24 protein-coding genes and 1 pseudogene are annotated in these 24,460 nt (G+C 69.8%); 12 read left to right on the top strand and 13 right to left on the bottom strand.

Going from position 1 to position 24,460, the window contains the following annotated elements; translation table 11 throughout:
• Positions 1–14 precede the first annotated feature (14 nt).
• Together FHQ07_RS09275 and FHQ07_RS09270 are read right to left on the bottom strand one after the other, a co-directional pair.
• Positions 15–800, bottom strand: coding sequence for a COG4705 family protein (locus FHQ07_RS09275; protein WP_206202313.1), 786 nt, complete (start codon positions 798–800; stop codon positions 15–17).
• On the bottom strand, positions 797–2,773 hold the full coding sequence (locus FHQ07_RS09270) for an LTA synthase family protein (RefSeq protein ID WP_139716534.1): 1,977 nt from the start codon (positions 2,771–2,773) through the stop codon (positions 797–799). The genes FHQ07_RS09275 and FHQ07_RS09270 overlap by 4 nt, the downstream gene beginning before the upstream one ends.
• Before the next feature lie 145 nt (positions 2,774–2,918).
• On the opposite strand from FHQ07_RS09270, the gene FHQ07_RS09265 reads away from it, so the two are divergent.
• The 4 genes from FHQ07_RS09265 (at position 2,919) to FHQ07_RS09250 (ending at position 6,003) form a co-directional block, all read left to right on the top strand.
• A complete protein-coding gene (locus FHQ07_RS09265) occupies positions 2,919–3,620 on the top strand; it encodes a response regulator transcription factor (protein ID WP_139716533.1) in 702 nt (233 codons plus the stop codon).
• Complete coding sequence (locus FHQ07_RS09260) at positions 3,617–4,831, top strand: sensor histidine kinase (RefSeq protein WP_139716532.1); 1,215 nt, start codon at positions 3,617–3,619, stop codon at positions 4,829–4,831. The genes FHQ07_RS09265 and FHQ07_RS09260 overlap by 4 nt, the downstream gene beginning before the upstream one ends.
• A 4-nt stretch (positions 4,832–4,835) precedes the next feature.
• Positions 4,836–5,279, top strand: a complete 444-nt coding sequence (locus FHQ07_RS09255; RefSeq protein ID WP_139716531.1) for an EamA family transporter — start codon at positions 4,836–4,838, stop codon at positions 5,277–5,279.
• A gap of 160 nt (positions 5,280–5,439) precedes the next feature.
• Positions 5,440–6,003, top strand: coding sequence for a porin family protein (locus tag FHQ07_RS09250; RefSeq protein ID WP_139716530.1), 564 nt, complete (start codon positions 5,440–5,442; stop codon positions 6,001–6,003).
• A 133-nt stretch (positions 6,004–6,136) separates the two neighbouring features.
• Here FHQ07_RS09250 and FHQ07_RS09245 read toward each other — a convergent pair whose 3' ends face one another.
• The 6 genes from FHQ07_RS09245 to FHQ07_RS09220 form a co-directional block, all read right to left on the bottom strand.
• A complete protein-coding gene (locus FHQ07_RS09245; protein WP_206202312.1) occupies positions 6,137–6,934 on the bottom strand; it encodes an alpha/beta fold hydrolase in 798 nt (265 codons plus the stop codon).
• A 7-nt stretch (positions 6,935–6,941) separates the two neighbouring features.
• On the bottom strand, positions 6,942–7,970 hold the full coding sequence (locus tag FHQ07_RS09240) for an NAD(P)H-dependent glycerol-3-phosphate dehydrogenase (protein ID WP_139716529.1): 1,029 nt from the start codon (positions 7,968–7,970) through the stop codon (positions 6,942–6,944).
• Positions 7,971–7,982: 12 nt separating this feature from the next.
• Positions 7,983–8,516, bottom strand: a complete 534-nt coding sequence (gene secB, locus FHQ07_RS09235) for a protein-export chaperone SecB (RefSeq protein ID WP_139716528.1) — start codon at positions 8,514–8,516, stop codon at positions 7,983–7,985.
• Positions 8,517–8,647: 131 nt separating this feature from the next.
• A complete protein-coding gene (locus FHQ07_RS09230; protein WP_139717997.1) occupies positions 8,648–9,067 on the bottom strand; it encodes a rhodanese-like domain-containing protein in 420 nt (139 codons plus the stop codon).
• Between the two features lie 82 nt (positions 9,068–9,149).
• Positions 9,150–9,566 (bottom strand): hypothetical protein, encoded by a 417-nt coding sequence (locus FHQ07_RS09225; protein ID WP_139716527.1) that lies wholly within the window; start codon positions 9,564–9,566, stop codon positions 9,150–9,152.
• 53 nt (positions 9,567–9,619) lie between these two features.
• Positions 9,620–10,081: a YiiD C-terminal domain-containing protein gene (locus tag FHQ07_RS09220; RefSeq protein WP_139716526.1), complete on the bottom strand. Its 462-nt coding sequence runs from the start codon at positions 10,079–10,081 to the stop codon at positions 9,620–9,622.
• Positions 10,082–10,126: 45 nt separating this feature from the next.
• Between FHQ07_RS09220 and FHQ07_RS09215 the strand changes: the two genes are divergently transcribed.
• The 4 genes from FHQ07_RS09215 to hemF all read left to right on the top strand — a co-directional run bounded on the left by FHQ07_RS09215 (position 10,127) and on the right by hemF (position 14,332).
• Positions 10,127–10,906, top strand: a complete 780-nt coding sequence (locus tag FHQ07_RS09215) for a uroporphyrinogen-III synthase (protein ID WP_168191529.1) — start codon at positions 10,127–10,129, stop codon at positions 10,904–10,906.
• A 23-nt stretch (positions 10,907–10,929) separates the two neighbouring features.
• Positions 10,930–11,898, top strand: coding sequence for a uroporphyrinogen-III C-methyltransferase (locus FHQ07_RS09210; RefSeq protein ID WP_240703458.1), 969 nt, complete (start codon positions 10,930–10,932; stop codon positions 11,896–11,898).
• A 67-nt stretch (positions 11,899–11,965) separates the two neighbouring features.
• Positions 11,966–13,240 (top strand): heme biosynthesis HemY N-terminal domain-containing protein, encoded by a 1,275-nt coding sequence (locus FHQ07_RS09205; RefSeq protein WP_139716524.1) that lies wholly within the window; start codon positions 11,966–11,968, stop codon positions 13,238–13,240.
• Positions 13,241–13,393: 153 nt separating this feature from the next.
• Complete coding sequence (hemF, locus tag FHQ07_RS09200) at positions 13,394–14,332, top strand: oxygen-dependent coproporphyrinogen oxidase (RefSeq protein ID WP_425476903.1); 939 nt, start codon at positions 13,394–13,396, stop codon at positions 14,330–14,332.
• Between the two features lie 38 nt (positions 14,333–14,370).
• Here the strand turns inward: hemF and FHQ07_RS09195 are convergent.
• A pseudogene (locus FHQ07_RS09195) lies at positions 14,371–14,838 on the bottom strand (DUF421 domain-containing protein); the annotation flags it as partial.
• A 435-nt stretch (positions 14,839–15,273) separates the two neighbouring features.
• Positions 15,274–18,060, bottom strand: coding sequence for a DNA polymerase I (polA, locus tag FHQ07_RS09190; protein ID WP_139716522.1), 2,787 nt, complete (start codon positions 18,058–18,060; stop codon positions 15,274–15,276).
• Between the two features lie 60 nt (positions 18,061–18,120).
• Between polA and FHQ07_RS09185 the strand changes: the two genes are divergently transcribed.
• From FHQ07_RS09185 to FHQ07_RS09175, 3 genes are all read left to right on the top strand, one after another.
• Complete coding sequence (locus tag FHQ07_RS09185) at positions 18,121–19,977, top strand: ABC transporter ATP-binding protein (protein ID WP_139717991.1); 1,857 nt, start codon at positions 18,121–18,123, stop codon at positions 19,975–19,977.
• 64 nt (positions 19,978–20,041) lie between these two features.
• The gene (locus tag FHQ07_RS09180) at positions 20,042–20,317 is read left to right on the top strand and encodes a DUF2782 domain-containing protein (protein WP_139716521.1); all 276 of its coding nucleotides are present in this window, start codon (positions 20,042–20,044) and stop codon (positions 20,315–20,317) included.
• 172 nt (positions 20,318–20,489) lie between these two features.
• Positions 20,490–20,738, top strand: a complete 249-nt coding sequence (locus FHQ07_RS09175; protein ID WP_139716520.1) for a GlsB/YeaQ/YmgE family stress response membrane protein — start codon at positions 20,490–20,492, stop codon at positions 20,736–20,738.
• A gap of 98 nt (positions 20,739–20,836) precedes the next feature.
• On the opposite strand, the gene xth is transcribed toward FHQ07_RS09175, so the two are convergent.
• On the bottom strand, positions 20,837–21,610 hold the full coding sequence (gene xth / locus FHQ07_RS09170) for an exodeoxyribonuclease III (RefSeq protein WP_139716519.1): 774 nt from the start codon (positions 21,608–21,610) through the stop codon (positions 20,837–20,839).
• 8 nt (positions 21,611–21,618) lie between these two features.
• Entirely contained in the window at positions 21,619–23,019 is a 1,401-nt protein-coding gene (locus FHQ07_RS09165) for a coniferyl aldehyde dehydrogenase (protein ID WP_139716518.1), read from the bottom strand.
• A gap of 39 nt (positions 23,020–23,058) precedes the next feature.
• On the opposite strand from FHQ07_RS09165, the gene FHQ07_RS09160 reads away from it, so the two are divergent.
• Positions 23,059–23,607, top strand: a complete 549-nt coding sequence (locus FHQ07_RS09160) for a gamma carbonic anhydrase family protein (protein ID WP_139716517.1) — start codon at positions 23,059–23,061, stop codon at positions 23,605–23,607.
• Here FHQ07_RS09160 and aroE read toward each other — a convergent pair.
• Entirely contained in the window at positions 23,604–24,449 is an 846-nt protein-coding gene (gene aroE / locus FHQ07_RS09155; RefSeq protein ID WP_139716516.1) for a shikimate dehydrogenase, read from the bottom strand. The two genes, FHQ07_RS09160 and aroE, sit on opposite strands and share 4 nt — an antisense overlap.
• Positions 24,450–24,460 lie beyond the last annotated feature (11 nt).

Here is a 24,460-nt window from a genome sequence, read left to right as displayed (position 1 = left end):
GCGCGCCGGCGGGCTCAATGCGCCCGCGCCGCCGCGCGTTGCGGGAACAGCAGGATGCCGGCGGCGATGAACGCAAGCAGCGCCAACGATGCGCTGTAGCGGCTCAGTTCCAGCCCGCCCCTTGCCACCGGCTTGTCGAGGAAATCCCCGAGCACCGCACCCAGCGGGCGGGTGAGGATGAATGCCGCCCAGAACAACGGCGTGCGCGAGGTCTTCGTCCAGAAATACAGCGCCGCGACGACGGCCAGCAATCCGCCGAAGATCAGCATGCCGCCGGTATAGCCAAGCCCGGCGGTATCGGCCACCCAATCGCCCAGCGCGGTGCCCAGCGTCTGCGAACACATGATGGTCAGCCAGTAGAAGGCCTCGGATTTCGGATCGCCCACGCTGTCCACCGACACCGTGCCCAGCGTGCGATGCCACAGCCACAGCGAAGCCAGCACCATCGCCAGCAGCAGGCCGGAACCGCCGGTGTAGCCGATCCCGAGCGAGCGGGTGACGTAATCGGCCAGGGTGGTGCCGACCGTGGTGCTGGCGATGATCGCGAACCAGTACAGGAACGGGTGGAAGCGCTTCGCCCGGATCTGCGCCCACACGGCAAGGGCGAACACCACGGCGAAGATCGCCGTGCCGATCAGATAGCCCAGGCCGGTCGCGCCCGGCGTGGTTTCGCCCAGCCAGGACATGCTGACCGCGTCGCCACCGGTTTCGCCCAGGGTGGTCGCGGCGATCTTGGTGATCCAGAACAGCAAGGTGACCTGCGGCACCTTGCTTGCCCATTCGCGCCGGACTTCGCTCACTTGCCGGCAGCCTGCATCGGTACGGTCGTGCTGCGCGCGGCCGGAGGTTCCGGCAGTCGTTCCGGCATCCGCATCTTGCCGTTCGCGAATTCCTCCGCAGCGGTCTGGTAGTAGCTGATCGCCTGCAGGGTCAACGCAGGATCTTCCGGCAACGGCGGTTGTGGCTCATCCCAGCCGTAAGCCGGGCGCAATGTCTCCACCTCGCGATGCGGCGCCAGCTGCACCAGCTTCCCATTGCGCAGGTATCCAAGCAGCTGGTAGGTGCCGAGGAAGGCGCGCTCTTGGCCCGGCGCCTGCTGGAACACGTCCACGCCATAGAACTGGCTGTAGTAGTCCATGCCGAGCAGGCCGAGAATCGTCGGCGCGATGTCGATCTGGCTGGTCATCCGGTCATGCCGCCCCGCGGCCACTTGCCCGCCCGGCGCGTAGATCCACAGCGGGATGCGGTAGCGGAACGCCGGCAGCGAGGCGATCCCGCCGCTGGACGCGCAATGGTCGGCGGTGATCACGAACAGGGTGTCCTTGAACCACGCGTGCGTGCTGGCGCGGCGCAGGAAATCGCCGACCGCCCAGTCGGTGTACGCCACCGCGCTTTCGCGCTCGCCCTGCGGCCATGGCCCGCGGCCCGCCGGGAACGTGTAGGGGCGGTGGTTGGAGGTCGTCATCAGGTGGGCGAAGAACGGCTTGCCACGCGCGGCATCGGCGTCGAAGCGCTTCATCGCCATCGTGTACAGGTCTTCGTCGGCCACGCCCCAGATGTTGGCGTGGTGGATCTCCTTGTCCGGGATCTCGGTGCGGTCGTGCACCTCGTAGCCGTTGTGGCCGAAGAAATAGTTCATGTTGTCGAACGCGCCGTAGCCGCCGTACAGGAATTGCGCGTCGTAACCCTTGCCGCGGAACACCTCGCCGAGGGTGAACAGGCCTTCGTTGTGTTCGCGCTTGACGATGGATTCGCCCGGCGTGGGCGGCACCGACAGCGAGAGCGCCTCCAGCCCGCGCACGGTGCGCGTGCCGGTGGCCCACAGGTCGCCGAACACCAGGCTGTCCTTCGACAGCGCATCCAGGTTCGGCGTCAGCGAGGTTCCCTTGCGCCCGTAGGTGCCGGAATATTCGGCCGAGAGGCTCTCGATGCTGACCAGCACCACGTTGAGCCGCCGCTCCGGCGCCTGGTTGCGGATCCAGCGGGCGATGCCGGCGGGGCCGACGAATTGCGCATCCGGCGTGGCCACCTGCGCGCGCACCTGCGCCCAGGCTTCATCGGCGGGGATGGTGCGGTAGTAGCGCGGGTAGTCCAGCGAGGCGCTGCGATAGGCGGCGAAGAACTGGTAGATGCCGTTGCCGGCGAGTTCGTTGACGTAGGTGTTGCCGGTACGGTCCTTCATGTCGCCGGTGACCAGCCAGGTGCCGAGCACGCTCAACGCCAGCCATGCGGCCGCCACCAGCGAACGCGCGCCGAAGTGCGCGCTGTCGTTGCGCACCAGCCGCCAGCGGCGGGTGGCGACGAACAGGCCGGTGCCGACCAGCGCCAGCGCGCTCAGGATCCAGCCCACCGGATAGGACTCGCGGATGTTGCCGATCACCTCGGTGGTGTAGACCAGGTAATCGACCGCGATGAAGTTGAAGCGCGCCTGGAATTCCTCCCAGAACGTCCATTCCGAGACCGCGACGAACAGCATCACGAACAGCAGCAGCAGGCACAGCGCACCCACCAGGAAGCTGCCCCAGCGCCGCGCCAGCCAGCGCCGCGGCAACAGCCACAGCAGCAGCAGCAATGGCCAGGCGAAATAGACGAAGGTCAGCAGGTCGTAGCCCAGGCCCACGCCGAAGGCGTAGGCCCAATTGCCGAAGGTGGCCGGCACGCCGCCGCCGGTCGCCAGCAGCAGGGCGAGCCGGCTCAACGCGGAAACGGCGAGGAACACGATGCCGAGCCACAGCAGCGGTCGGAACCGCGAATACAGGGGATGGTGATCCAATGGAGCTCCCGCACGGCCTCTGCGCGCCGGCGCGGCGCCCGCGCACGGTGCGCGATCCGGCGTAAACGAAGCTCAACCATTTCTCAGCGGCCCGTTAACACCGGCGCCGCGCGACGTGGCAGGCTGCGCGCAGGAGGTGATCCCGATGCACGCACATGCCGCCAACACCGCAACCGGCCTGCGCGTGCTGGTGATCGAAGACCAGCACGACATCGCCGCCAACATCTGGGATTTCCTGGAACGCCGCGGCTACCTGGTCGACCATTGCGCGGACGGCGCCAGCGGGCTGGCGCGCGCGCTGCGCGACCCGTTCGACGCGATCGTGCTCGATCTCGGCCTGCCGCGGCTGGACGGGCTCGACCTGTGCCGCCGGCTGCGCGCCGCCGGACACGGCGTGCCGGTGCTGATGCTGACCGCGCGCGACACCCTCGACGACAAGCTGCGCGGCTATGCCGAGGGCGCGGACGACTACATGGTCAAGCCCTTCGCCATGCGCGAACTCGACGCGCGCCTGCGCGCGCTGACCCGCCATGCCGCGCCGCCGATGCAAGCCCTGGCGGTCGCCGGCCTGCATTACGACCCGCAGGCGATGCTCGCCAGCCGCGAGGGCCAGCGCATCCCGCTCACCCGCCTGCAAGGCGCCCTGCTCGCGGCGCTGCTGCGCAACCACCCGAACGTCAGCACCCACCAGTCGCTGCTGCGGGCCGGCTGGGGCAACGAGGGCGGCGACCTGCCCGCCCTGCAGACCCAGGTGTACGAACTGCGCGCGCTGGTCGACCGCCCGTTCGCGCACGCGATGATCCAGTCGGTGCGCGGGGTCGGCTACCGCCTGGTCGCGCCGCCGTGAGCGCGACGCCGCTGCCGCTGCGACGCCGCGTGGCGCTGGCCATGACCGTGCTGGGCTTCCTGCTCAGCGCCTTGTTCGCGCTGACCACCCTCGCCGTCACCGAGGACTACGAATACGTGCTGGCCAACGAAATCCTGCGCGGCCAGGCCGAGGACTACGGCCTGCGGCTGTCCACCGGCCTGCCCGCGCGATTGCCGAGGACGCATCGCCTCAGCGGCTACACGGGTGCGGATGTCCCTGCCCGCTACGCGCATTTCCCGCTGGGCGTGCACGAGGACGATTCCGACGACAGCGTGCACGTGGGCGTGTTCGACACCAGCGCGGGGCGGCTGTATTTCATGATCGACCTCAGCGACATCGAGGCGCTGGAACAGCACCTGGGCTGGGTTGCGGCCGCCACCGTGATCGCCGGCACCCTGCTGGCCGGCCTGCTCGCCTGGCTGTTCGCCGGCGCCGCGCTGAAACCGCTCGGCAGGCTGGCGCAGGCACTGGACGCGCTGCCGGTGCAGCCGCAGGCCACCGCCCTGCGCGCGCGCACCAGCGGCGACGAACTGGGCCGCCTGGCCGGCGCCATCGACGACTACCAGCGCCGGCTGGTCGAGGCGGATGCGCACGAACAGGCGTTCTTCGCCGACGCCAGCCACGAACTGCGCACGCCGATCGCGGTCGTGCAGGGCGCGACCGAAGTGATGCTCGACGATGTCGATGCCGGCACCGACCCGCGCCGCATCGAACGCCTGCAGCGGCTGGATCGCGGCGTGCGCGAGATGACCGACCTGGTCGAGATGCTGCTGGCGGTGGCGCGGCGGCGTTCGTTGCAGTACGAGCGGATCGACGCATCCGCCTTGCTGCACGAGGCGGTCGACGCGCTGCAGGCCGATCCAGCGCGAGCGGCGGGGATCGCCGCATCCGGCGCCTTGCGGATTCCCCGCCGCGAAGCCTTGCTGTTGCTGCGCCATGCGATCGGCAAGCTCGGCTGGCCGTCCTCGGGCCGGGCACTGTCGTTGCGGCTGGATGGCGACAGGCTGGAGATCGCGACCGATCCGGGCGACGGCGCCGCCGCACCCGCGCAACGCAGCGATGGCGGCGGCCTGGGCGCGCTTGCGCAACGGCTGACGGAGCGGCTCGGCTGGCGTTGCGAACAGGCGGCCGGACGCATCGTGTACGTGCTGCCGCCCGCGGCTGGGGACGGCGCGCGAACATCGGGATGAGGCCATGAGCGCCAGCGGATGGATGTTCTGGGCGGTGCTGTCGGCGGTGTTCGCGGCCCTGACCGCGGTGTTCGCCAAGCTCGGCGTGAGCGGCGTGGATTCCGACCTGGCCACCCTGATCCGCACCGCCATCGTCCTGTTGCTGCTGGCGCCGCTGGTCTGGGCCAGCGGCAAATGGAGCGACCCCTTCGCCCTGCCGCCACGCGTCCTGCTGTTCCTGGCCTTGTCCGCCGCCGCCACCGCGGCCTCGTGGCTCTGCTATTACCGCGCCCTGCAGGTCGGCGATACCGCGCAGGTGGCCGCCATCGACAAGGCCAGCGTGGTCCTGGTCGCGCTGTTCGCGCTGGCCTTCCTCGGCGAACGCCTGTCCTGGCTGTCGTGGCTGGGCGTGCTGCTGATCGGTGCCGGCGCGGTCGTGCTCTCGGTCGGTGCCTCGCGCGGACATTGAGCAGGGACGCCCGGCCGGCGGCCGGCCCCTGACCTGAATCTGCCCCGAATAGTTCCTGTACCGATCAGTTCTATATTCAGCCTGCGTTGTGACCGCCTCGACAGAATGCGCCCCACGCCATCCCCCATGGCGTGACCAATAACAACAACGAGGTTCCCCCATGAAGCGTTCCCTGATTGCCCTTGCCCTGGTCGCCGCCCTTCCGTTCGCCGCCTCCGCGCAGGACGCGGCCCGCCCGAATTACAACTTCGTGCAGGGCAGCTACGTCTCCACCAATACCGACGCCGGCAACGCCGACGGCTGGGGCCTGGGCGGCTCGGTCGCGGTGCACCCGAACGTGCACCTGTTCGCCGACTACTCCAACCAGAAGATCGACCACACCAGCGTCGATTTCGACCAGTGGCGCGCCGGCGTGGGCTACAACCGCGCGATCGGCGCCAGCACCGACTTCGTCGGCAACGTGGCCTACGAGAAGTTCGATGCCGGCGCCGGCATCAAGGTCGACGGCTATAGCGCCGAAGCCGGCGTGCGCAGCGTGCTCGCGCCGAAGTTCGAGGGCTACGCGATGCTCGGCTACGAGGACGGCGACAACTACGACGGCGACGTCTACGGCCGCCTTGGCGCGCAGGTGAAGTTCAACCAGAACTGGGGCATCGGCGCCGACGTCAAGGTCGCCAATGGCGGCGACACCCAGTGGACGGTCGGCCCGCGCATCACCTGGTAAGCGGCGCCCGTCCGAAGAAAGGGACGATGCCCGCCGCTCCCCTCGGCGGGCATCGCCGGTCGTCGCGGCCCTCCCCCTCCGCGATGTCCATGCAAGAACGCCCGGCACTGCCGGGCGTTTTTCTTTGCGTGGCTCAGGCGTCGATCGCGCCCGCGAACGCGGCCACGCGCTCCAGCACGGCGTCGGCCTGCTCGCGGTGCGGCACGTGGCCGCAACCGGGCAGGATCATCGCCTCGGCCGGGCCGCCGGCATGCGCGACGATCCGCTGCGGGAACGCCAGCGACCCGTATTCGTCGCGCTCGCCGTGGATCGCCAGCAGCGGGCAACCCACCCGCGCCAGCGCTGCGTCCAGGTTCCAATCGGCGAATGCGGGCGACAGCCAGACCCCGGTCCATGCCGCCAGCACCCAGCGCGCCTTGTCGCCGTGCACGCGTTCGAGCCGTTCGAAACGCAGCGGATCCGCGAACGCCGCTTGCGCCGCGCGTATGCCTTCCAGCGTGCGCGGCTCGACGAACGCCTGCGCGGATTCGCTGACCACGGCCAGGCAGTCGTCGCCCGCATCCGCGGCGATGCACAGCGCCATGCCGCCACCGACGCTGTGGCCGAACAGCAGGTGGCGTTCGATGCCGAGCGCGGCGCGCAACGCGGGGAAGTCGCGCCGCGCTTCCTCGTCGATGAATTCCGGACCGGGGATCGCGGCGCGCGGCGCGGACTTGCCGAAGCCGAGCCGGTCGTAGGCCAGCACCGGGCGTTGCAGGCGCTGCGCGAGCAAGCCGGGGAAATCGCGCCAGAGTTCGACGCAGCCCAGCGAGTCGTGCAGCAGGATCAACGGCGCCCGCGACCCGCCCGCGACCGGCATCCAGCGGCGGACGAAGACGTCGCCAGCGGGAATCGCGACGTGGCGGTCTTGGATGGCGACCCGCGGCGTCACCGCGCGTTCAATCGAACAGCGACTGCGGGTATTCCGCCTTCTGTTCGCGCGCCATCAGCCGCTTCAGGCCTTCGCCCGGGCTGATGTCGCCGTGCAGGACGTCGCGCACGTTGCCGGCGATGGGCAACTCGACGCCATGCGCATCGGCCTGGCGCATCACTTCGTCGGCGGTCTGGATCGATTCCACCACCTGGCCGATCTCGCGCACCGCATCCTCGATCGACTGGCCTCGGCCCAGCGCCAGGCCGAGGCGGCGGTTGCGCGAGAGGTCGCCGGTGCAGGTCAGCACCAGGTCGCCGAGGCCGGCCAGGCCCATCAGGGTTTCCGGGCGGCCGCCGATGGCCTTGTTGAGCCGCAGCATCTCGTTGAGGCCGCGGGTGATCAGGCCGGCGCGCGCGTTGAGCCCGAGGTTCATGCCGTCGGCGACGCCGGTGGCCACCGCCAGCACGTTCTTCATCGCGCCGCCGAGTTCGGCGCCGCGCATGTCGTCGCCGGTGTAGGCGCGGAACGCCGGGCCGTGCAGCACCGCGGCCACCTGCTGGGCGAAGCCGGCATCGTCCGAATGCACGGTCAGCGCGGTCGGCAGGCCCTGCGCCACTTCCTTGGCGAAGGACGGACCGGTGACCACCGCCAGCGGCACCTCGTCGCCCAGCACCTCGCCGGCGACTTCGTGCAGGAAGCGGCCGCTGCCGGGCTCGAAGCCCTTGGTCGCCCAGGCCACGCCCGCGCCCGGCTCGCGCCACGGCGCCAGCGCGCGCAGGGTTTCGGCGAAGGCATGCGAGGGCACCACCACCAGCACGAGGTCGGCATCGGCCATCGCTTCGGGCAGGGCGGTGGTCGCGCGCAGGTTGCCCGGCAGGGGAATGCCGGGCAGGTAGCGCGGGTTCTCGCCGGTCGCTTCGATCGCCGCGATGGTGGCCGCATCGCGGCCCCACAGCACCGTGCGGTGCCCGTGGCGGGCGATCAACGCGGCGAGCGCGGTGCCCCAGGAGCCCGCGCCCAGTACCGCGACCGCCGGTTTGGCTGACTGCGTCATGCAGCCGGCAGCTTACGCGTTGCCGGCGGCTTCCGCGTTGGCAAGGCCGGCAGCGCCGCCCTGCTGCGCGATCTGCTCGGCGCGCTGGCGCAGGCTTTCGCCATACAGCGCATCGAAGTTGATCGGCTGCATCGGGAACGGCGGGAAGCCGCCGTTGACGATCAGCTGGCCGATCGCGGCGGTCGCGTACGGGTACAGGATGTTCGGGCACTGGGTGCCGAGCATGGCGTCGAGGATCTGCTCGTCGAAGCCGGCCAGACCGAACACGCCGGCCTGCTCGACTTCCGCCAGGTAGGCGGTCTTGCCGTTCAGGGTGCAGGTGATGGTGATGCCCAGGCTGACCTCGAACGCGGCCTCGGCCAGGCGCTGCACCTTCTGGCTGAGCTTCATCTGCAGGTCCGGCTGGCCCTGTTCGTTGAACACCTGCGGCGCGTTCGGCGCCTCGAAGGACAGGTCCTTCACGTACAGCTTCTCGACGGTGAAGGAAGCGCCTTGCGGCTGCGCTTGGGACTCGGCGGCGGCGCCGTTCAGGATTTCATCGGACATGGGTGACTCCAGGGAATGCGTGGCGTGCGGAAAGAGGGCGCGGAACCAAACGGGCATTATCGCACCGAACGGCACGGCGAATCTGACTTGGGGTGCCTCGGCCCTGCTTGCAAGGGCCCGCGGCAAGCGCCTCAGCCGCGTCCTTTCACCAGCGGCAGGTCGGCCGACTGCCAGGCCTGGATGCCGCCTTCGAGTACGTTGACGTTGGTGAACCCGGCCTTGCGCAGGCGCTTGGCGGCGCCATCGGCGCTTTCGCCGGCCTTGCAGACCAACACCACCGGCAGCGCCTTGGCCGGCGCCAGCTGCTTGTTCTCGGGATCGAACTGGCTCATCTGCACGTTCTTGCTGCCGGCGATATGGCCCTTGTCGAAGTCGGCGATCGGGCGCAGGTCGACCACCAGCGCGTTGTCGCGGTTGATCAACGCGGTCAGCTGGGCCGGGCCCAGGCGGCGGTATCCGGACAGGCGGCCGGCGATCTCGTTGTAGATCAGGGCCAGGGTGATGCCGGCCAGGGCCAGCGACAGCAGCGGGTGGCGGCCGGCGAAGGCCATCAGTTCGGCAAGGGTCACGGGCTCGGCCGGTGGATGCGGGGGCCGCGATTGTAGGCGATTGCCGGCGGCGCAGATGCGGGGTTCAGTCGCCCCACAGATCCGGCAGGCCGCTGACCAGCCACCAGGTCTTGGCCGCCTCGTCGTAACGCCAGCGCTCGCGGTAGCGCACGCTGCGCTCGGCCAGGGTATTGCGGTTGATCACCCCGATCTCGATGTCGCGCACCACCTCGCCGCTGCCGAGCACGGTGCCGCCCTGGTCGCGGTAGCCGGAGATCTGCACCTGCTTGTAGCGGGAGAAGTCGATGTCGCTGAGCGGGTGCTGCTTGCGCACCTCCGGGTCGACCAGGTTCCATGCGCCCTCGAAATCGCCCCAGCGGATCGCCGCCGAATAGGCGTACTGGACTTCGTCCAGGGCGGTGCCCTTGCTCGCCGACTTCGGGCAACCGGCCAGCAGGGCCAGGCAGCAGGCCAGCAGGCAGCGCAGCAACAACTTGCTCATCGGGAAGCTCCGCGGGGGATGGCCCATCCTACGCGAGCGCAGGCGAGCAGCGCTCAATCGCGCAAGATCGCCACGTAACGGCCGACGAAGCTGGCCGCCACCCCGCCATCGGCGAGCAGCGATTCCGATTTCAGGCGAATGCTGGCGCGGCCCTGCTTGCGCAGGACGTCGACCAGGCTCGCGCGCTCGCCGGCATCGTCGAAGCCCGCCTCGACCACGATGTCCTCGAACACCGGCTTCAGGTAACGCACCCGGCTGTCGGCGACGAAGATGTCGGCCTCGATGCCGGCCTGCGCCAGCTCCAGGAACACCAGCCCCCAGGCGCCGATGGTCATCAGCGAGACCAGGCTGCCGCCGAAGGCGCAGCCCTTGTCGTTGACGTTGGCGGAAAGCGGCGCGGACAGGCGCAGGTGGCCATCGCCCCAGGCGGCGATGGCGGGATCGAGCGCCGCGACCGGCGGCATGCCGGCGAAATGCGCGGCGAGCGCGACCAGCGGGGAATCGTTGTGCTTCATGCGCGCAGCCTGACGCAAACGCCAAGGCCATGCCAAGCTGGCGGCATGCCGCGCATTGCCGATCAAGCACTTCCGCTTCAAGACTGGTGCGTACTGTCGCTGCGTCCGCGCGGACAGCACGCCAGCCTGCGCGCCGCGGCGGCGCGCCTGGGCGCACGCACCCTGGCGTTGTCGCCGTTCGCGATCGAAGCCCGTTCCGATGCGGCGACGCGCGCCGCATTGCGGCAAGCATCGGGTGGCGACATCGTGCTCTACACCAGTCCGAATGCGGTCGCGATGGCGGCGGCGATGCAAGCGCTGCGGCCGCGCCGCGGACAGGTCGTGCTGGCGGTCGGCAGCGGCACCGCGCGCGCGCTGCGGCGGCACGGCGTCGATGCGCGGGCACCGCGACGGATGGACAGCGAAGGCCTGCTGGCGATGGCGGAACTCGGCGCGGTCGCGCAGCGCCGCATCGGCCTGGTCACCGGCAGCGGCGGACGCAACCTGCTGGCGCCGGCCCTGCGCGGGCGCGGCGCCGAGGTGTTGCGGGCGGACGTGTATGCGCGGGTCGCGTTGCCGCCCGCGCCGCAGGCGCTGGAAAGGCTGCGCATCGCACTGGCCGATCCGCGGCGCCTGCTGCTGCCGCTGGGCAGCGGCGAGGCCTTGCAGCAGGCGATGGCCGCGCTGCCGGCGCCGCTGCGCAAACCGTTCGCCCGGGTCGCGGTCGTTGCCGCCGGCGCGCGGCTGGCCGCGGTCGCGCGCGACGCCGGTTTCCGCCGCATCGCGATCGCCGCCGACGCGCGCCCCGGCTCGCTGCTGCGCGCCGCGGCCGGGACCTTCGGCTAGCGGGATTCGTTTAGGATCGCCGGGTGGACGCATCGCCTTCCCCCGCCGCCGCACCGCCCGGGCGCTCGCGCGCCGGCGGCCTGTTGTTGCTGCTGCTGTTCGCCATCGCGCTGGCCGCCGCGGCCTGGTACGGCCTGCAACAGTGGCGTTCGCAGCAGGCGCGGATCGCCGAACAGGCCTTGCAGCTGCGCGAAGCGGAGCAGGCGCGGATCGATGCCCTGCGCAACGCGCAGCAGGCGCAGGCGCAGCGCCTGCAACAGGCGGAGGCGACCAACCGGGTACTGCGCGACGAACTGCTCGGCATCGGCCAGCGCGCCGCCCTGCTCGAGGACAGCGTATCGAAACTGGCCGATCCCGACCGCCATGGCGCGCAATCGTTGCGGCTGGACGAGATCGAATTGCTGCTCGGCATCGGCCAGCAACGCCTGCAATTGGCGGATGACGTCGACGGCGCGCGCCGCGCGCTGGCGCTGGCCGCGCCGCTGCTGGCCGGGATCGACGATCCGGCCTATCTCAACCTGCGGCAGACGCTGGCCCAGGAGCAGGCGGCGATGGAAGCGCTGGGCGCGGATCCGCGCGTCCATGCGAATGCCTTGCTGGAGAAACTGACGACCGGCGTGCAGGCCGCGCCGAGCGCAGGCACGGCCAGCGACGCGCGCGCGCCCTGGTACGAACGCCTGCTGGCGCGGGTGATCCGCGTGCAGCCCACCGCCGGCAGCGGCCTGCAACAGCGCCCGGACCGCGAGGCCGCACTGGCCGCATTGCAGGTCGAAGCCAGCCTGGCGCGCGCGGCGATCGAACGCCGCGACGGCGCCGCGCTCGGCATCGCGCTGGCGCGCATCGACGCCGGGCTGCAGCGCCTGCTGGCCGGTTCGCCGGCCTTGCCGCAGAAGCGCCGCGTCGTCGCCGAACTCAGGGCCTCGCCGCTGCGCGCGGACTCGCCCCTGTCCGGCACCACGCTGCAACAATTGCGCGCCCTGCGCGGGCAATGACGCGCTCACGCCATGCAAGCATCGCGCTTGCGATGCTTGCATGGACAACCGAAGCACCGGAGGCCACATGAACCTGTTCCGCAGCGTGCTGTTCTGGCTGGTGCTGGCGGTGCTCGGCGCGCTGCTGGCGCAGGTGTTGCTGCAGGATCCGGGCTATGTGCTGGTGCGTTACCGCGGCAGCGACTACACCACCACCGTCGCCGCCGGCCTCGGCATCCTGCTGGCGGCGCTGTTCGTCCTGGTGCTGGCGTGGAACCTGCTGCGGCTGCCGTTCCGCGCGTGGAAGCGGCATCGCGAACGCCAGGCCCGCGCGAAACTCACCGAAGGCCTGGCCGCCTACCAGCGCGGCGATTACGCGCGTGCCGAACAGCTGCTGAAGCAGGCCGCGGACAACGGCGATGCCGAGGCCGTGGCGCGCGCGCATGCCGCACGCGCGGCGCAGGCGCGCGGCGACGATGCCGCCGCCGCCGCACATGCACATGCCCTGGGCGAACGCCACCCAGCCGCGCAGGCGGTGCTGCTCGCCCAGCAGGCGCTGGCGCGCGGCGATGCCAGCGCCGCACTGGCCGCGCTCGATGCGCCCAATGCGCAGCCACTGCCGCCACGCGGCCTGCGCCTGCGCGCCGATGCATTGGCCGCGGCCGGCCGCAGCCACGAGGCCTACGGCCTGCTCGGCGCGCTGCGCCAGCAACAGGCGCTGCCGGCGACGCAGCTGGATGCGCTGCAGGCCGACCTGGCCGCCCGATCGCTGCAAGAGGCCGGCGACGCGAACGCGCTGGCGGATCGCTGGGATGCGCTGCCGCAAGCGTTGCGCACCACGCCTGCGGTGGTCGCGGCGTATGCGCGGCGCGCGGCGGCGCTGCGCTGGGACGAGGCGGCGACGCGCAGCCTGGAACAGGCATTGGATGCGCAATGGAGCGAGGAGCTCGCGGAGCTGTACGGACGCTTGCCGGTATCGCGCCTCGAGCATCGCCGCACGCAGGTCGAGCGCTGGCTGCCCGCCCATCCGTCCAGCCCGGCGCTGCTGCTGTCCGCCGCGCGCATCGCGCAGACGCAGGGGCAATGGCCGCAGGCGGACAGCTGGCTGCATCGCGCGATCGGCCACGGCGCGGGCGCGCCGGCGTGGGAAGCGTTGGGCGATGGCGCGCTGCAAGCCGGCGACGAATCGCGCGCGCGCCTGGCCTATGCCAACGCCCTGCGCAGCCAGCGCGGCGATGCCCTGCACGAACTCCCGGGCCGCGACCTGCGCCAGCAGATCGCCGACACCGCGGCGATCGAGGAACGCGACGAACACGGGATGCCGCGGCTGCGGGGGGTGAGCAGGGATTTCGAGCAGCGTTAGCTGCGAGCCTGCGAACGCCTGCCGGCTTGCAAGCCGGCAGGCCGGAAACGCGGGGATTCCGGGCAGCGTTAGCCGCGAATCTGCGAACGCCTGCCGGCATGCGCCAGGCGGATGGACGGGTGGCCGGTTCGCCACGCCCCCTACAATGCGCGGATGACGCAGATCCCCGACATCGACACCGTCCGCGATTACCTGACCGGCCTGCAGGACCGTATCTGCGCGGCGATCGAGGCCGCGGACGGCGGCGCGCGCTTCGCCGAAGACGCATGGACCCGCGCCGAAGGCGGCGGCGGCCGCACCCGCGTCCTGCGCGAGGGCGCGGTGTTCGAGCAGGCCGGGATCGGCTTTTCCGATGTCTCGGGGACCAGGCTGCCGCCATCGGCCAGCGCCGCGCGGCCGGAACTGGCCGGGGCCTCGTGGCGTGCGGTCGGCGTCTCGCTGGTATTCCACCCGCGCAATCCCTACCTGCCGACCACGCATGCCAACGTGCGCCATTTCCGCGCGATGCGCGACGGCGAAACCGTCGCATGGTGGTTCGGCGGCGGCTTCGACCTCACCCCGTTCTATCCGTTCGACGAGGACGTGCGGCATTGGCACCGCACCGCGCGCGGCCTGTGCGAGCCCTTCGGCGGCGGCGAGCGCTATGCCGCGCACAAGCGCTGGTGCGACGAGTATTTCTTCCTCAGGCACCGCGACGAGACCCGCGGCGTCGGCGGCCTGTTCTTCGACGACCTGCACGGCGATTTCGACGGCGACTTCGCCTACATGCGCGCGGTCGGCGACGGCTTCCTCGATGCGTACCTGCCGATCGTCGAACGCCGCAAGGATGCGCCCTACGGCGAGCGCGAGCGCCAATTCCAGTTGTACCGGCGCGGCCGCTACGTCGAGTTCAACCTGGTGTTCGACCGCGGCACCCTGTTCGGCCTGCAGAGCGGCGGCCGCGCCGAATCGATCCTGATGAGCCTGCCGCCGCTGGTGCGCTGGGAATACGGCTACGCGCCGCAGCCCGGCAGCGACGAGGCGCGGCTGGCGGACTACCTGCGGCCGCGCGACTGGCTGTCGGAAGCGGGCGGCGAGCTACCGTCGAAATAGGCGAGGTACTGCGCGGCGCGATCGCCGCCGCCGCCGTGCCGCGGCACCACGCTGATGCTGCCGTTGGTCTCGAGCAGCGCGAGGGCGACGTCCGACACTTCCGACACGTCGTGCTGGCGCAGCGCCTTGTGGAAATCCGCGTCGCTGACCAGCTGCTCGCGCAACACGCGCTCGAACACCTTGCCATCGCGCGCCAGCACCACCGGCACGCCCTCGATCAGGCGCTCGACGCGACGGCTGCGCGAGGTACTGAACGCCACGGCGTAATTCAACGCGATCAGGGTGGTGGCCATGATCACCGCGCCGGTCAGCGAGTTGTCGCCGCCATTGATCCCGTTCTGCACCGCATTGCCGATCAGGATCAGCAGCACCAGGTCGAACGGCGTGAACTGTCCCACCGCGCGCTTGCCGGACACCCGCACCAGCACCATCACCAGCACGTAGACCGCGACCGCGCGCAACACGAACACCCACCACGGCGCGGACAATTCGAATAATGCGGACATCGGAAGTCCTTATCTGTGACCTTACGACCACGATATTCCCACATGGAGCAAAGCCCCCTTGGTAAGGGGGCGCGCCGAAGGCGCGGGGATCGGAGGCACTAGCCGGGGCCCAAAGTTTGCGCAGCAAACCTTTGGGTTTTTATGCGCCGCCAAAGGCGGCACATAAAAAAGCCCCGCAAGCCAGGGGGAGGGCTGCGGGGCCGGGGGGTGGAACGCAGGTCGGGGAGTACCTGACAGTTCCGGGATCACACCAGGGGAGGGGTAGTGATCGGCGACAGACGTTGCATCTGTCGCGAGTGATATGACCACTCCCCACCTTGATGGTTCGTGAAGATTGCAGTTAAAGAACCGTTGGGTTCAGGAATGATTCATTCCAGCCCCGATGGTCGCCGGAAAACCGCTCTGCAAGGCCAATCTCACGGGTTTCGCGACGACTCAGTGGGCCTCGTCCCAGTTGTCGCCGACCCCGGTATCGACCACCAGCGGCACCCGCAGCCGCGCAGCGCCCGCCATCCGCGCCGGGACCTCGGCCAACAGGGTCGGCAGGAAGGCCTCGTCGGCCTCGAACACCAGTTCGTCGTGGACCTGCATCAGCATCAGCGCACGGCCGCCCTGCCCGGCCAGCCAGCCGTCGATATCGACCATCGCGCGCTTGATGATGTCGGCGGCGGTGCCCTGCATCGGCGCGTTGATCGCGGCACGCTCGGCGCCGGCGCGCTGCGCGGCATTGCGCGAGTGGATGTAGTCCAGCGCCAGCCGGCGGCCGAACACGGTTTCGACATAGCCTTGCTCGCGCGCCTGTTCGCGGGTGCGCTCCATGAAGTCGCGCACGCCCGGATAGCGGCTGAAGTACAGCGCGATGTAGTCCTGCGCCTCGCCGCGCGCGATCCCCAGCTGGCGCGCCAGCCCGAACGCGCCCATGCCGTACATCAGCCCGAAGTTGATCGCCTTGGCGGCACGGCGCTCGTTCGACGTGACCTCTTCCAGCGGCTTGCCGAACACTTCCGCAGCGGTGGCGCGATGGATATCGGCGCCGGACTCGAAGGCGCGCACCAGGGTCGCGTCCTCCGACAGGTGGGCCATGATCCGCAGCTCGATCTGCGAATAGTCGCAGGCCACCAGCTTGCGCCCGGGCGGCGCGACGAAGGCGGTGCGGATACGCCGGCCTTCCTCGCTGCGGATCGGGATGTTCTGCAGGTTGGGATCGGACGAGGACAACCGCCCGGTCGCCGCGCCGGCCTGGTGATAGCTGGTGTGCACGCGGCCGGTGTCCGGGTTGACCATCTCCGGCAGCTTGTCGGTGTAGGTGCTGCGCAGCTTCGCCAGGCCGCGGTACTCGAGGATGATCCGCGGCAGTTCGTGCTGGTCGGCGATCGCTTCCAGCGCTTCTTCATTCGTCGAGGGCGCACCGCTGGGCGTCTTCACCAACGCCGGCAGCTTCAATTCATCGAACAGCAGCGCGCCGAGCTGCTTGGGCGAATCCAGGTTGAAGCTGCGGCCGGCGAGTTCGGTCGCCTTCTGCTGCGCGGCCAGCATGCGCCGCGACAGTTCGGCCGATTGCCGGCGCAGTTCGTCGGCATCGATCATCACCCCGTTGGCTTCGATCCGCGCCAGCACCGGCACCAGCGGCATCTCGATGTCGCGGTACACCGACAACAGCTTCGGTTCCGCCTCGAGCTTCGGCAGCATGACGCGATGCAGCCGCAGGGTGATGTCGGCGTCTTCCGCGGCATAGCGGGTGGCGTCGTCCAGCGCGACCTGGGCGAAGCCGATCTGCTTGGCACCCTTGCCGACCACGTCCTCGTACTTCACGGTCTGGTAGCCGAGGTGGCGCAACGCCAGCGAATCCATGTCGTGGCGGGCGATGCCGGCATTCAGCACGAAGCTTTCCAGCATGGTGTCGTCGGCATAGCCCTGCAGGTCGATGCCGTGGCGGCGCAGCACATGGATGTCGTACTTGCCGTGCTGGCCGAGCTTTTTCTTCGCCGGATCGGCCAGCAGCGGACGCAGCGCGGCCAGCACCACATCGCGCGGCAGTTGCGCGGCGACGCCGGGGGCGCTGTGCGCCAACGGGATGTAACAGGCCTTGCCGGGTTTGACGCTCAGGCTGATGCCGACCAGGTTCGCGCGCATCGGATCCAGCGAGTCGGTTTCGGTATCGAAGGCGAATTCTTCGGCGGCATGCAGCTGCGCCACCCATGCCTCGAGTTGCGCCGGCGTCAGCACGCATTCGTAGTCGCCGGGCGCGGACAACGCAGGATCGATCCCGGTTTGCGCGGCGGGGGCGGCGGGGGCGACGAAGCCGCCACCGCGCGCGACGCCCGGCTCTTTCTCGTCGGCCTTGACCGATGCGCTCGCCGCGCCGCCATCGAGTTCCTTCAATGCCTGGTTGAAACCGTAGCGCGTGTACAGCACGCGCAAGGCCTCGACATCGCGTTCGCGCAGGTGCAGTTCGCCCGGCGCCTCGTGCAGGGCGAGGTCGGTCTTGATGGTGGTCAGCTCGCGATTCAGCGGCAGCCGCGGCAAGGCTTCGCGCAAGCTCTCGCCGATCTTGCCGCCGATCTTGCCGGCGTTGGCGATCACGCCATCGAGCGTGCCGTACTCCGCCAGCCATTTGGCCGCGGTCTTCGGCCCGCACTTGGGTACGCCGGGGATGTTGTCCACCGTGTCGCCCATCAGCGCCAGGTAATCGACGATCTGGTCGGCGCGCACGCCGAACTTGTCGAGCACCGCGGCATCCGAATCCAGCTTGCCGCCGCTCATGGTATTGACCAGCGCCACACCTGCGCCATTTGGAGCGCGGCGCACCAGCTGCGCCATGTCCTTGTCGCCGGTGGAGACCACCACGTCGATGCCCTGCGCCGCGCCCTGCACCGCCAGCGTGCCGATCACGTCGTCGGCTTCGACGCCGGATTCGCGGATGATCGGGATGCCCAGCGCGGACACGATCGCCATCATCGGTTCGACCTGCGCGCGCAACTCGTCCGGCATCGGCGGGCGATTGGCCTTGTACTCGGGATACAGGTCGTCGCGGAAGGTCTTGCCGGGCGCATCGACCACGAAGGCGATGTACTCCGGCTTCTCCTTGAGGTGCCCGCGCAGCATGTTGACCACGCCGAACAGCGCGCCGGTCGGCTCGCCGGCGGCATTGCTCAGCGGCGGCAGCGCGTGGAAGGCGCGATACAGGTAGGACGATCCGTCGATCAGTACGAGCTTGGCCATGCACGGATTCTACGCGGCGGCGCGCTGGCACAATGCCCGCACATCGTACGGATGAAGATGATGCTGCGCTGGTTCGAATCCCGCCTCGACCCCTTCCCCGACGCGCCGCCCGCGCAGCCGCCGGCCAGCCTGTACGCGTTCTGCCGCCACTACACCCGCGGCGCCGAGCCCTGGCTGCTGGTGCTGACCGTCACCACCGGCCTGATCGCGCTGGCGGAGGTGGCGTTGTACGCCTATGTCGGCGCGCTGGTCGATCGCATGACCGCGCTGGGCGCGGCCGGCTTCCTGGCGCAGGAAGGCGCGCGGCTGGCGTGGATGGCGGCGCTGGTGCTGGTCGGCCTGCCGGCGCTGGTGCTGCTCAATTCGCTGGTGCAGCACCAGACCCTGCTCGGCAATTTCCCGATGCGGATCCGCTGGAACGTGCATCGCTACCTGCTGCGGCAGTCGATGGGCTATTTCCAGGACGAGTTCGCCGGGCGCATCGCCACCAAGCTGATGCAGACCTCGCTCGCCGTGCGCGAGACCGTGGTCAAGCTGCTCGACATCGGCAACTACGTGCTGGTGTATTTCGGCGGCACGCTGGTGGTGGCCGCCAGCGCGGACTGGCGGCTGATGCTGCCGTTCGCCGGCTGGCTGCTCTGCTACGGCCTGCTGATGCGCTGGTTCGTGCCGAAGATGGGCAAGGTCTCGCAGGAGCAGGCCGACGCGCGCTCGACCATGACCGGGCGCATCGTCGACAGCTACACCAATATCGCCACCGTCAAGCTGTTCTCGCATTCGCAGCGCGAGCAGGCCTACGCGCGCGAGGCGATGGGCGGCTTCCTGCAGACCGTCTATCGGCAGATGCGGCTGGCGACCAATGTCTACAGCCTGCTGTACGCGCTGAACATGGCGCTGCTGTTCGCGGTCGGCGCGCTCGGGATCTGGTTGTGGCTGCACGGCCACGTCAGCGTCGGCGCGGTCGCGGTGGCCTCGGCGCTGGCGCTGCGCCTGCTCGGCATGTCGCACTGGATCATGTGGGAGCTGTCGGCGCTGTTCGAGAACATCGGTACCGTGCACGACGGGATCAGCTCGATCTCGCTGCCGCCGACGGTGGACGATGCCCCCGGCGCATCCGCATTGCCGCGCGCCGCCGGCGACGTGCGCTTCGAGGACGTCGCCTTCCACTACGGCAAGGGCAGCGGCGTCATCGAGCACCTGAACCTGCACATCGCGCCGGGCGAGAAGATCGGCGTGGTCGGGCGCAGCGGCGCCGGCAAGTCGACCCTGGTGAACCTGCTGCTGCGCTTCCACGATGTCGAAGCGGGCCGGATCACGGTGGATGGCGTGGATGTCGCGTCCGTGCAGCAGGATTCGTTGCGCGCGCAGATCGGGGTGGTGACGCAGGACACGTCGTTGCTGCATCGCTCGGTGCGCGAGAACATCCTGTACGGACGCCCCGATGCGACCGACGAGGAGATGATCGAAGCCGCGCGGCAAGCCAATGCGGACGGCTTCATCGCCGAGCTGGTCGATGCCAAGGGCCGCCGCGGCTACGACGCCCAGGTCGGCGAACGCGGGGTCAAGCTGTCCGGCGGCCAGCGCCAGCGCATCGCCATCGCCCGCGTGCTGCTGAAGAACGCGCCGATCCTGGTGCTGGACGAGGCGACGTCGGCGCTGGATTCGGAAGTGGAAGCGGTGATCCAGGAAAACCTGTATCGGTTGATGCAGGGCAAGACGGTGATCGCGATCGCCCACCGGCTGTCGACCATCGCCGCGATGGACCGGCTGGTGGTGATGGACGCCGGCCGCATCGTCGAGGAAGGCACCCACGAGCAGTTGCTCGCGCGCGGCGGCCTGTATGCGCAGCTGTGGCAGCGGCAGTCGGGCGGCTTCCTCGAACTGAACGCCGAAACAGCGGAGGCGACCGAGGCCTGACGCTTCACCGCACGCCACGTCCGCCATCGCGCATACTTTCGTCCACCCCATGCCGGAGCCGGCCATGCGCCCGATCCTTCCCCTGCTGTTCGCGCTGGCGCTGTCCGCCTGCGCCACCGTGCCGCCCGAGGACATGCTGGCCAACGCCGAGCCGGTCACCCGTACCGAAACCAACGGCGACGTGATCACCGAATACCGCGTGGCGGGCGCGTTGAAGATGGTGAAGGTGATGCCGTTCCGCGGGCCGACCTACTACGTGTACGACCGCGACGGCGACGGCAAGCTGGATTGGGGCAAGGGCGAAGCGCCGATGACCTACTACAAGCTGTACAGCTGGTAGGGATCCGGCGACAAGGCATCGCCGCCGGCGCGGCCCTCACTCCGGGCGCACATGCCTGAACGCGCAGGATCCTGGTGCGGACGCAGACACCGCCGTCACATCGTCCATCGCAAGCTCCGGGCGTGGCATCACCCGGCGCAGCGGCGTCTTGTTTCGACTCAAGGAGTGCAACATGGGCTTGATCATTTGGTTGATCATCGGCGGCATCATCGGCTGGCTGGCCAGTCTGGTCATGAAGACCGACGGCCAGCAGGGCATCATCCTCAACGTGGTGGTCGGCATCATCGGCTCCTGGATCGGCGGCCAGTTCATCGCCCCGATGATCGGCGGCGCGGGCTTCATGGGCTATGTGTCCGCGTTCATCGGTGCGGTCATCCTGCTCGCCATCGTCAACCTGTTCCGGCGCGGCCGCGTGCGCTGAGCCGCGCGCCGGGCAACGGCGTTCAGATCACAGGGAAGTGACGAGGCCCGGTTCGCCGGGCCTCTGTTTTACGTCCGCCGGGAGGTTCCGCCGGGAGATCAGGCGTCGGCGATCTCGACGAACACCGGGGTGTGGTCGCTCGGGCGTTCCCAGCCGCGCGGTTCGCGGTCGATGCCGGCGCCGGTGCAACGCGCCTTCAGCGCCTCGCTGACCAGCACCAGGTCGATGCGCAGGCCCCAGCCGCGCTCGAAGCCGGACAGGCGGTAGTCCCACCAGCTGTGGTGGCCGGCCTCGTCGTTGAACAGGCGGAAGCTGTCGTGCAGGCCCAGGTCCAGCAAGGAACGATAGGCCTCGCGCTCCGGCGTCGAGCACAGGATCTTCTCGCGCCAGCGCTTGGGATCGAACACGTCGCGGTCGTCGGGGGCGATGTTGAAATCGCCGAGCACGACCAGGTTCGGGTGCGCGGCGATTTCCTCGCGCAGCCATTCGCGCACCGCCGCCAGCCAGCGCAGCTTGTAGTCGAACTTCTCGCTGCCCACCGCCTCGCCGTTCACGACGTACAGGTCGACGATGCGCAGATCGCCCACGGTCGCCGCCAGCACGCGCTTCTGCGGATCCTCGAAGCCCGGGATCGCGGTCACGCATTCGCCGGCGAACGGCAGGCGGCTGACGATGGCGACGCCGTTGTAGGTCTTCTGCCCGCAGAACATGCTGCGGTAGCCGAGCTCGAGCAGCGCGTCCTCGGGGAACTTGTGGTCTTCCTGCTTGGTTTCCTGCAGCGCGACCACGTCCGGCTTCGCCTCGTCCAGCCAGCGTTGCAGGTGCGGCAGGCGCACATTGAGCGAATTGACGTTCCAGCTGGCGATCTTCATGGGCGACCTCAGCGCACGATCAGGTCGATCAGCCACTGCGCCTCCCTGTACGGCGGCTTCAGCAGGTCCGCACCGGTGCGGCGCGCCTGCCACAGGATCGGCAGCTGCTTGCTGGTCGCGTCGAAGCCGGCGCGGCCGTGGTAGGCGCCCATCCCGCTGGGGCCGATGCCGCCGAACGGCAGGCCGCTGACCGCGAAGTGGAACAGGGTGTCGTTGACCGACACCCCGCCCGCCAGCGTGCTGCGCAGGATCTTCTCGACCGTCGCCCTGTCGTTGCTGAAGGGATACAAGGCCAGCGGCCGGTCGCGCCCGTTGACGTAGGCGATCGCCTCGTCCAGCGACTTGTAGCTGCGGATCGGCAGCAGCGGCCCGAAGATCTCGTCCTGCATCACCGTGGCGTCGTCGCCCGGCTCCAGCAGCAGGGTCGGCGGCAGCAGGCGCTGCGCCGGGTCGGCATGCCCGGCCAGGGTCACTTTCTCGATGCCGCGCGCCTTGGCGTCGTCCAGGTGGCCTTTCAGCCGCGCGTACTGGCCGTCGTTGATGATGCGGGTGTAGTCGCCGAGGTTCTCCAGGTTCTCGCCGTAGCGGGCCTGCACTTCCTTGCGCAGCGCCTTGACGAAATCGTCGCGCTTGCCCTTGGGCAGCAGCACGTAGTCGGGGGCGATGCAGGTCTGCCCGCCGTTGAACCACTTGCCGGTGGCGATGCGTGCGGCGGCCTGCTCGACCGGATAGTCCTCGCAGACGATCGCCGGCGACTTGCCGCCGAGTTCCAGCGTCACCGGGGTCAGGTTCGGCGCGGCCGCGGCCATCACCTTGCGCCCCACCTCGGTGGAGCCGGTGAACACCAGGTGGTCGAGCGGCAAGGCGGCGAAGGCGGCGGCGACCTCGGCGCCGCCTTCGGCCACCGCCACCCGCTCGGCCGGGAAGACCTCGGCCAGCAGGCTGCGCAGGAAGGCGCTGGTGTGCGGCGTGTGCTCGGACGGCTTGAGGTAGACGTGGTTGCCGGCCGCGATCGCGGTGGCCAGCGGGATCAGCGCCAGGTTGACCGGGTAGTTCCACGGCGCGATCACCCCGACCACGCCGACCGGCTCCGCGCGCGTCTCCGCGCGCGCCGGCAGGAAGCGCCAGCCCACGCCGACCCTGCGCGGCTTCATCCAGCCACGCAGGTGCTTGCGCAGGTGGTCGATCTCGTTGAGCACGGTCATGCCGTCGGCGATGCGCGATTCGTGCGGCGAGCGATGGCCGAAGTCGGCGGAAATCGCCTTGCCCATTTCGTCCAGCCGCCGCTTGAGCGCGTCGCGCAGGCGTTGCAGGTCGTTGCGGCGCTGCTGGTAATCGGGCTTGCGCGCCTGCCAGGCGGTGCGCAGGCGGGCCAGGGTCGGGGCGAGTTCGCTGATGGCGGTGTCCATGCGCGGCAGTGTAGTCGGGCCGCGCGGCTAGAATGGGCCATGACCGCGAAAACGTCCGCCCTGCGCCCCTACCTCGACCGCTTTCCCACCCTCGGCGTGCGCGCCTATGTCGATCCCGCGGCGACCGTGATCGGCGACGTGGTGCTGGGCGACGATGCCTCGATCTGGCCAGGCACGATCGTGCGTGGCGACGTCAACTTCATCCGCGTCGGCGCGCGCACCAACATCCAGGACGGCACCGTGGTGCACGTCAGCCATGATGGCCCGCACGCCAAGCTGGGCGGCTTCGCCACCGTGATCGGCGAGGACGTGACCATCGGCCACAAGGCGGTCATCCACGCCTGCCGGATCGAGGACGCGGTGCTGATCGGGATGGGCGCGATCGTGCTGGACGGCGCGGTGGTGAGGAAGCACGGCTTCGTCGGCGCGGGTGCGCTGGTCGCGCCGGGCAAGGTGGTCGGCGAAGGCGAGCTGTGGCTGGGCAATCCGGCGAAGAAGGTGCGGATGCTGTCGGATGCCGAGATCGAGGCGCTGTATTACAGCGCCGGGCACTACGTGCGGCTGAAGGACCAGTACCTGGGCGCCTAGTCCGCGGTCACCAGGGCCGCCGCGCGGCCGCTGAGCGCAGCGAACACGGCATCCGTGTCCGGCCGCACCCCGTGCCAGAGCGCGAAACTTTCCGCCGCCTGCTCGACCAGCATGCCGAGTCCGTCCACCGCGTCGTGGCAGCCGTTGGCGCGTGCCCAGGCCAGGAACGGGATCGCCGCCTCGCCGTAACTCAGGTCGACCGCGGCGGTGCGGCGGCCGACCAGCGCGCGCGGCAGGCCAGGCAGGCCGCCGCCGCGCGCCGCCGAGGTGGCATTGACGATCAGGTCGAATTCGCCGAACGCGGCGATGTCGCCGAAATAGCGCGGATGCACGCGGCCGGGTTCGCCCAGCGCATCGGCCAGCGCGTCCGCGCGTTGCGGGGTGCGGTTGACCACGGTCAGCTCGCCGATGCCGGCATCCAGCAGCGCCGGCGCCACCCCGCGCGCGGCGCCGCCGGCCCCGAGCAGCAGGGTCCGCCGCGCCCGCAGGTCCAGGCCGTGGCGTTCGGTGAGGTCGCGCACCAGGCCGGCGCCGTCGGTGTTGTCGCCGCGCCAGCTGCCGTCTTCATTGCGGATCACGGTGTTCACCGCGCCGGCGCGGACGGCGCGCTCGCTGCTGTCGCGGCACAGCGCGAATGCGGCTTCCTTCAGCGGCAGGGTGATATTGGCGCCGCTGCCGCCGGCGGCGGCGAACGCCTCGAGTTTCGCGCGGAAATCGTCCGCCCCGGCCTCGATCGCGACGTAATCGAGGTCGATGCCGGACTGCCCGGCGAACGCGGCATGGATGCGCGGCGACAGCGAATGGGAAATCGGCGTTCCGAACACGGCGTAGTGCTTGCGCATCGCGATTCCCC

This window comes from Thermomonas aquatica (genome assembly GCF_006337105.1).
Taxonomy (GTDB): Bacteria; Pseudomonadota; Gammaproteobacteria; order Xanthomonadales; family Xanthomonadaceae; genus Thermomonas; species Thermomonas aquatica.
Note: the sequence above shows the minus strand (reverse complement) of the source record. Positions and strands in the feature narration are given on the sequence as shown.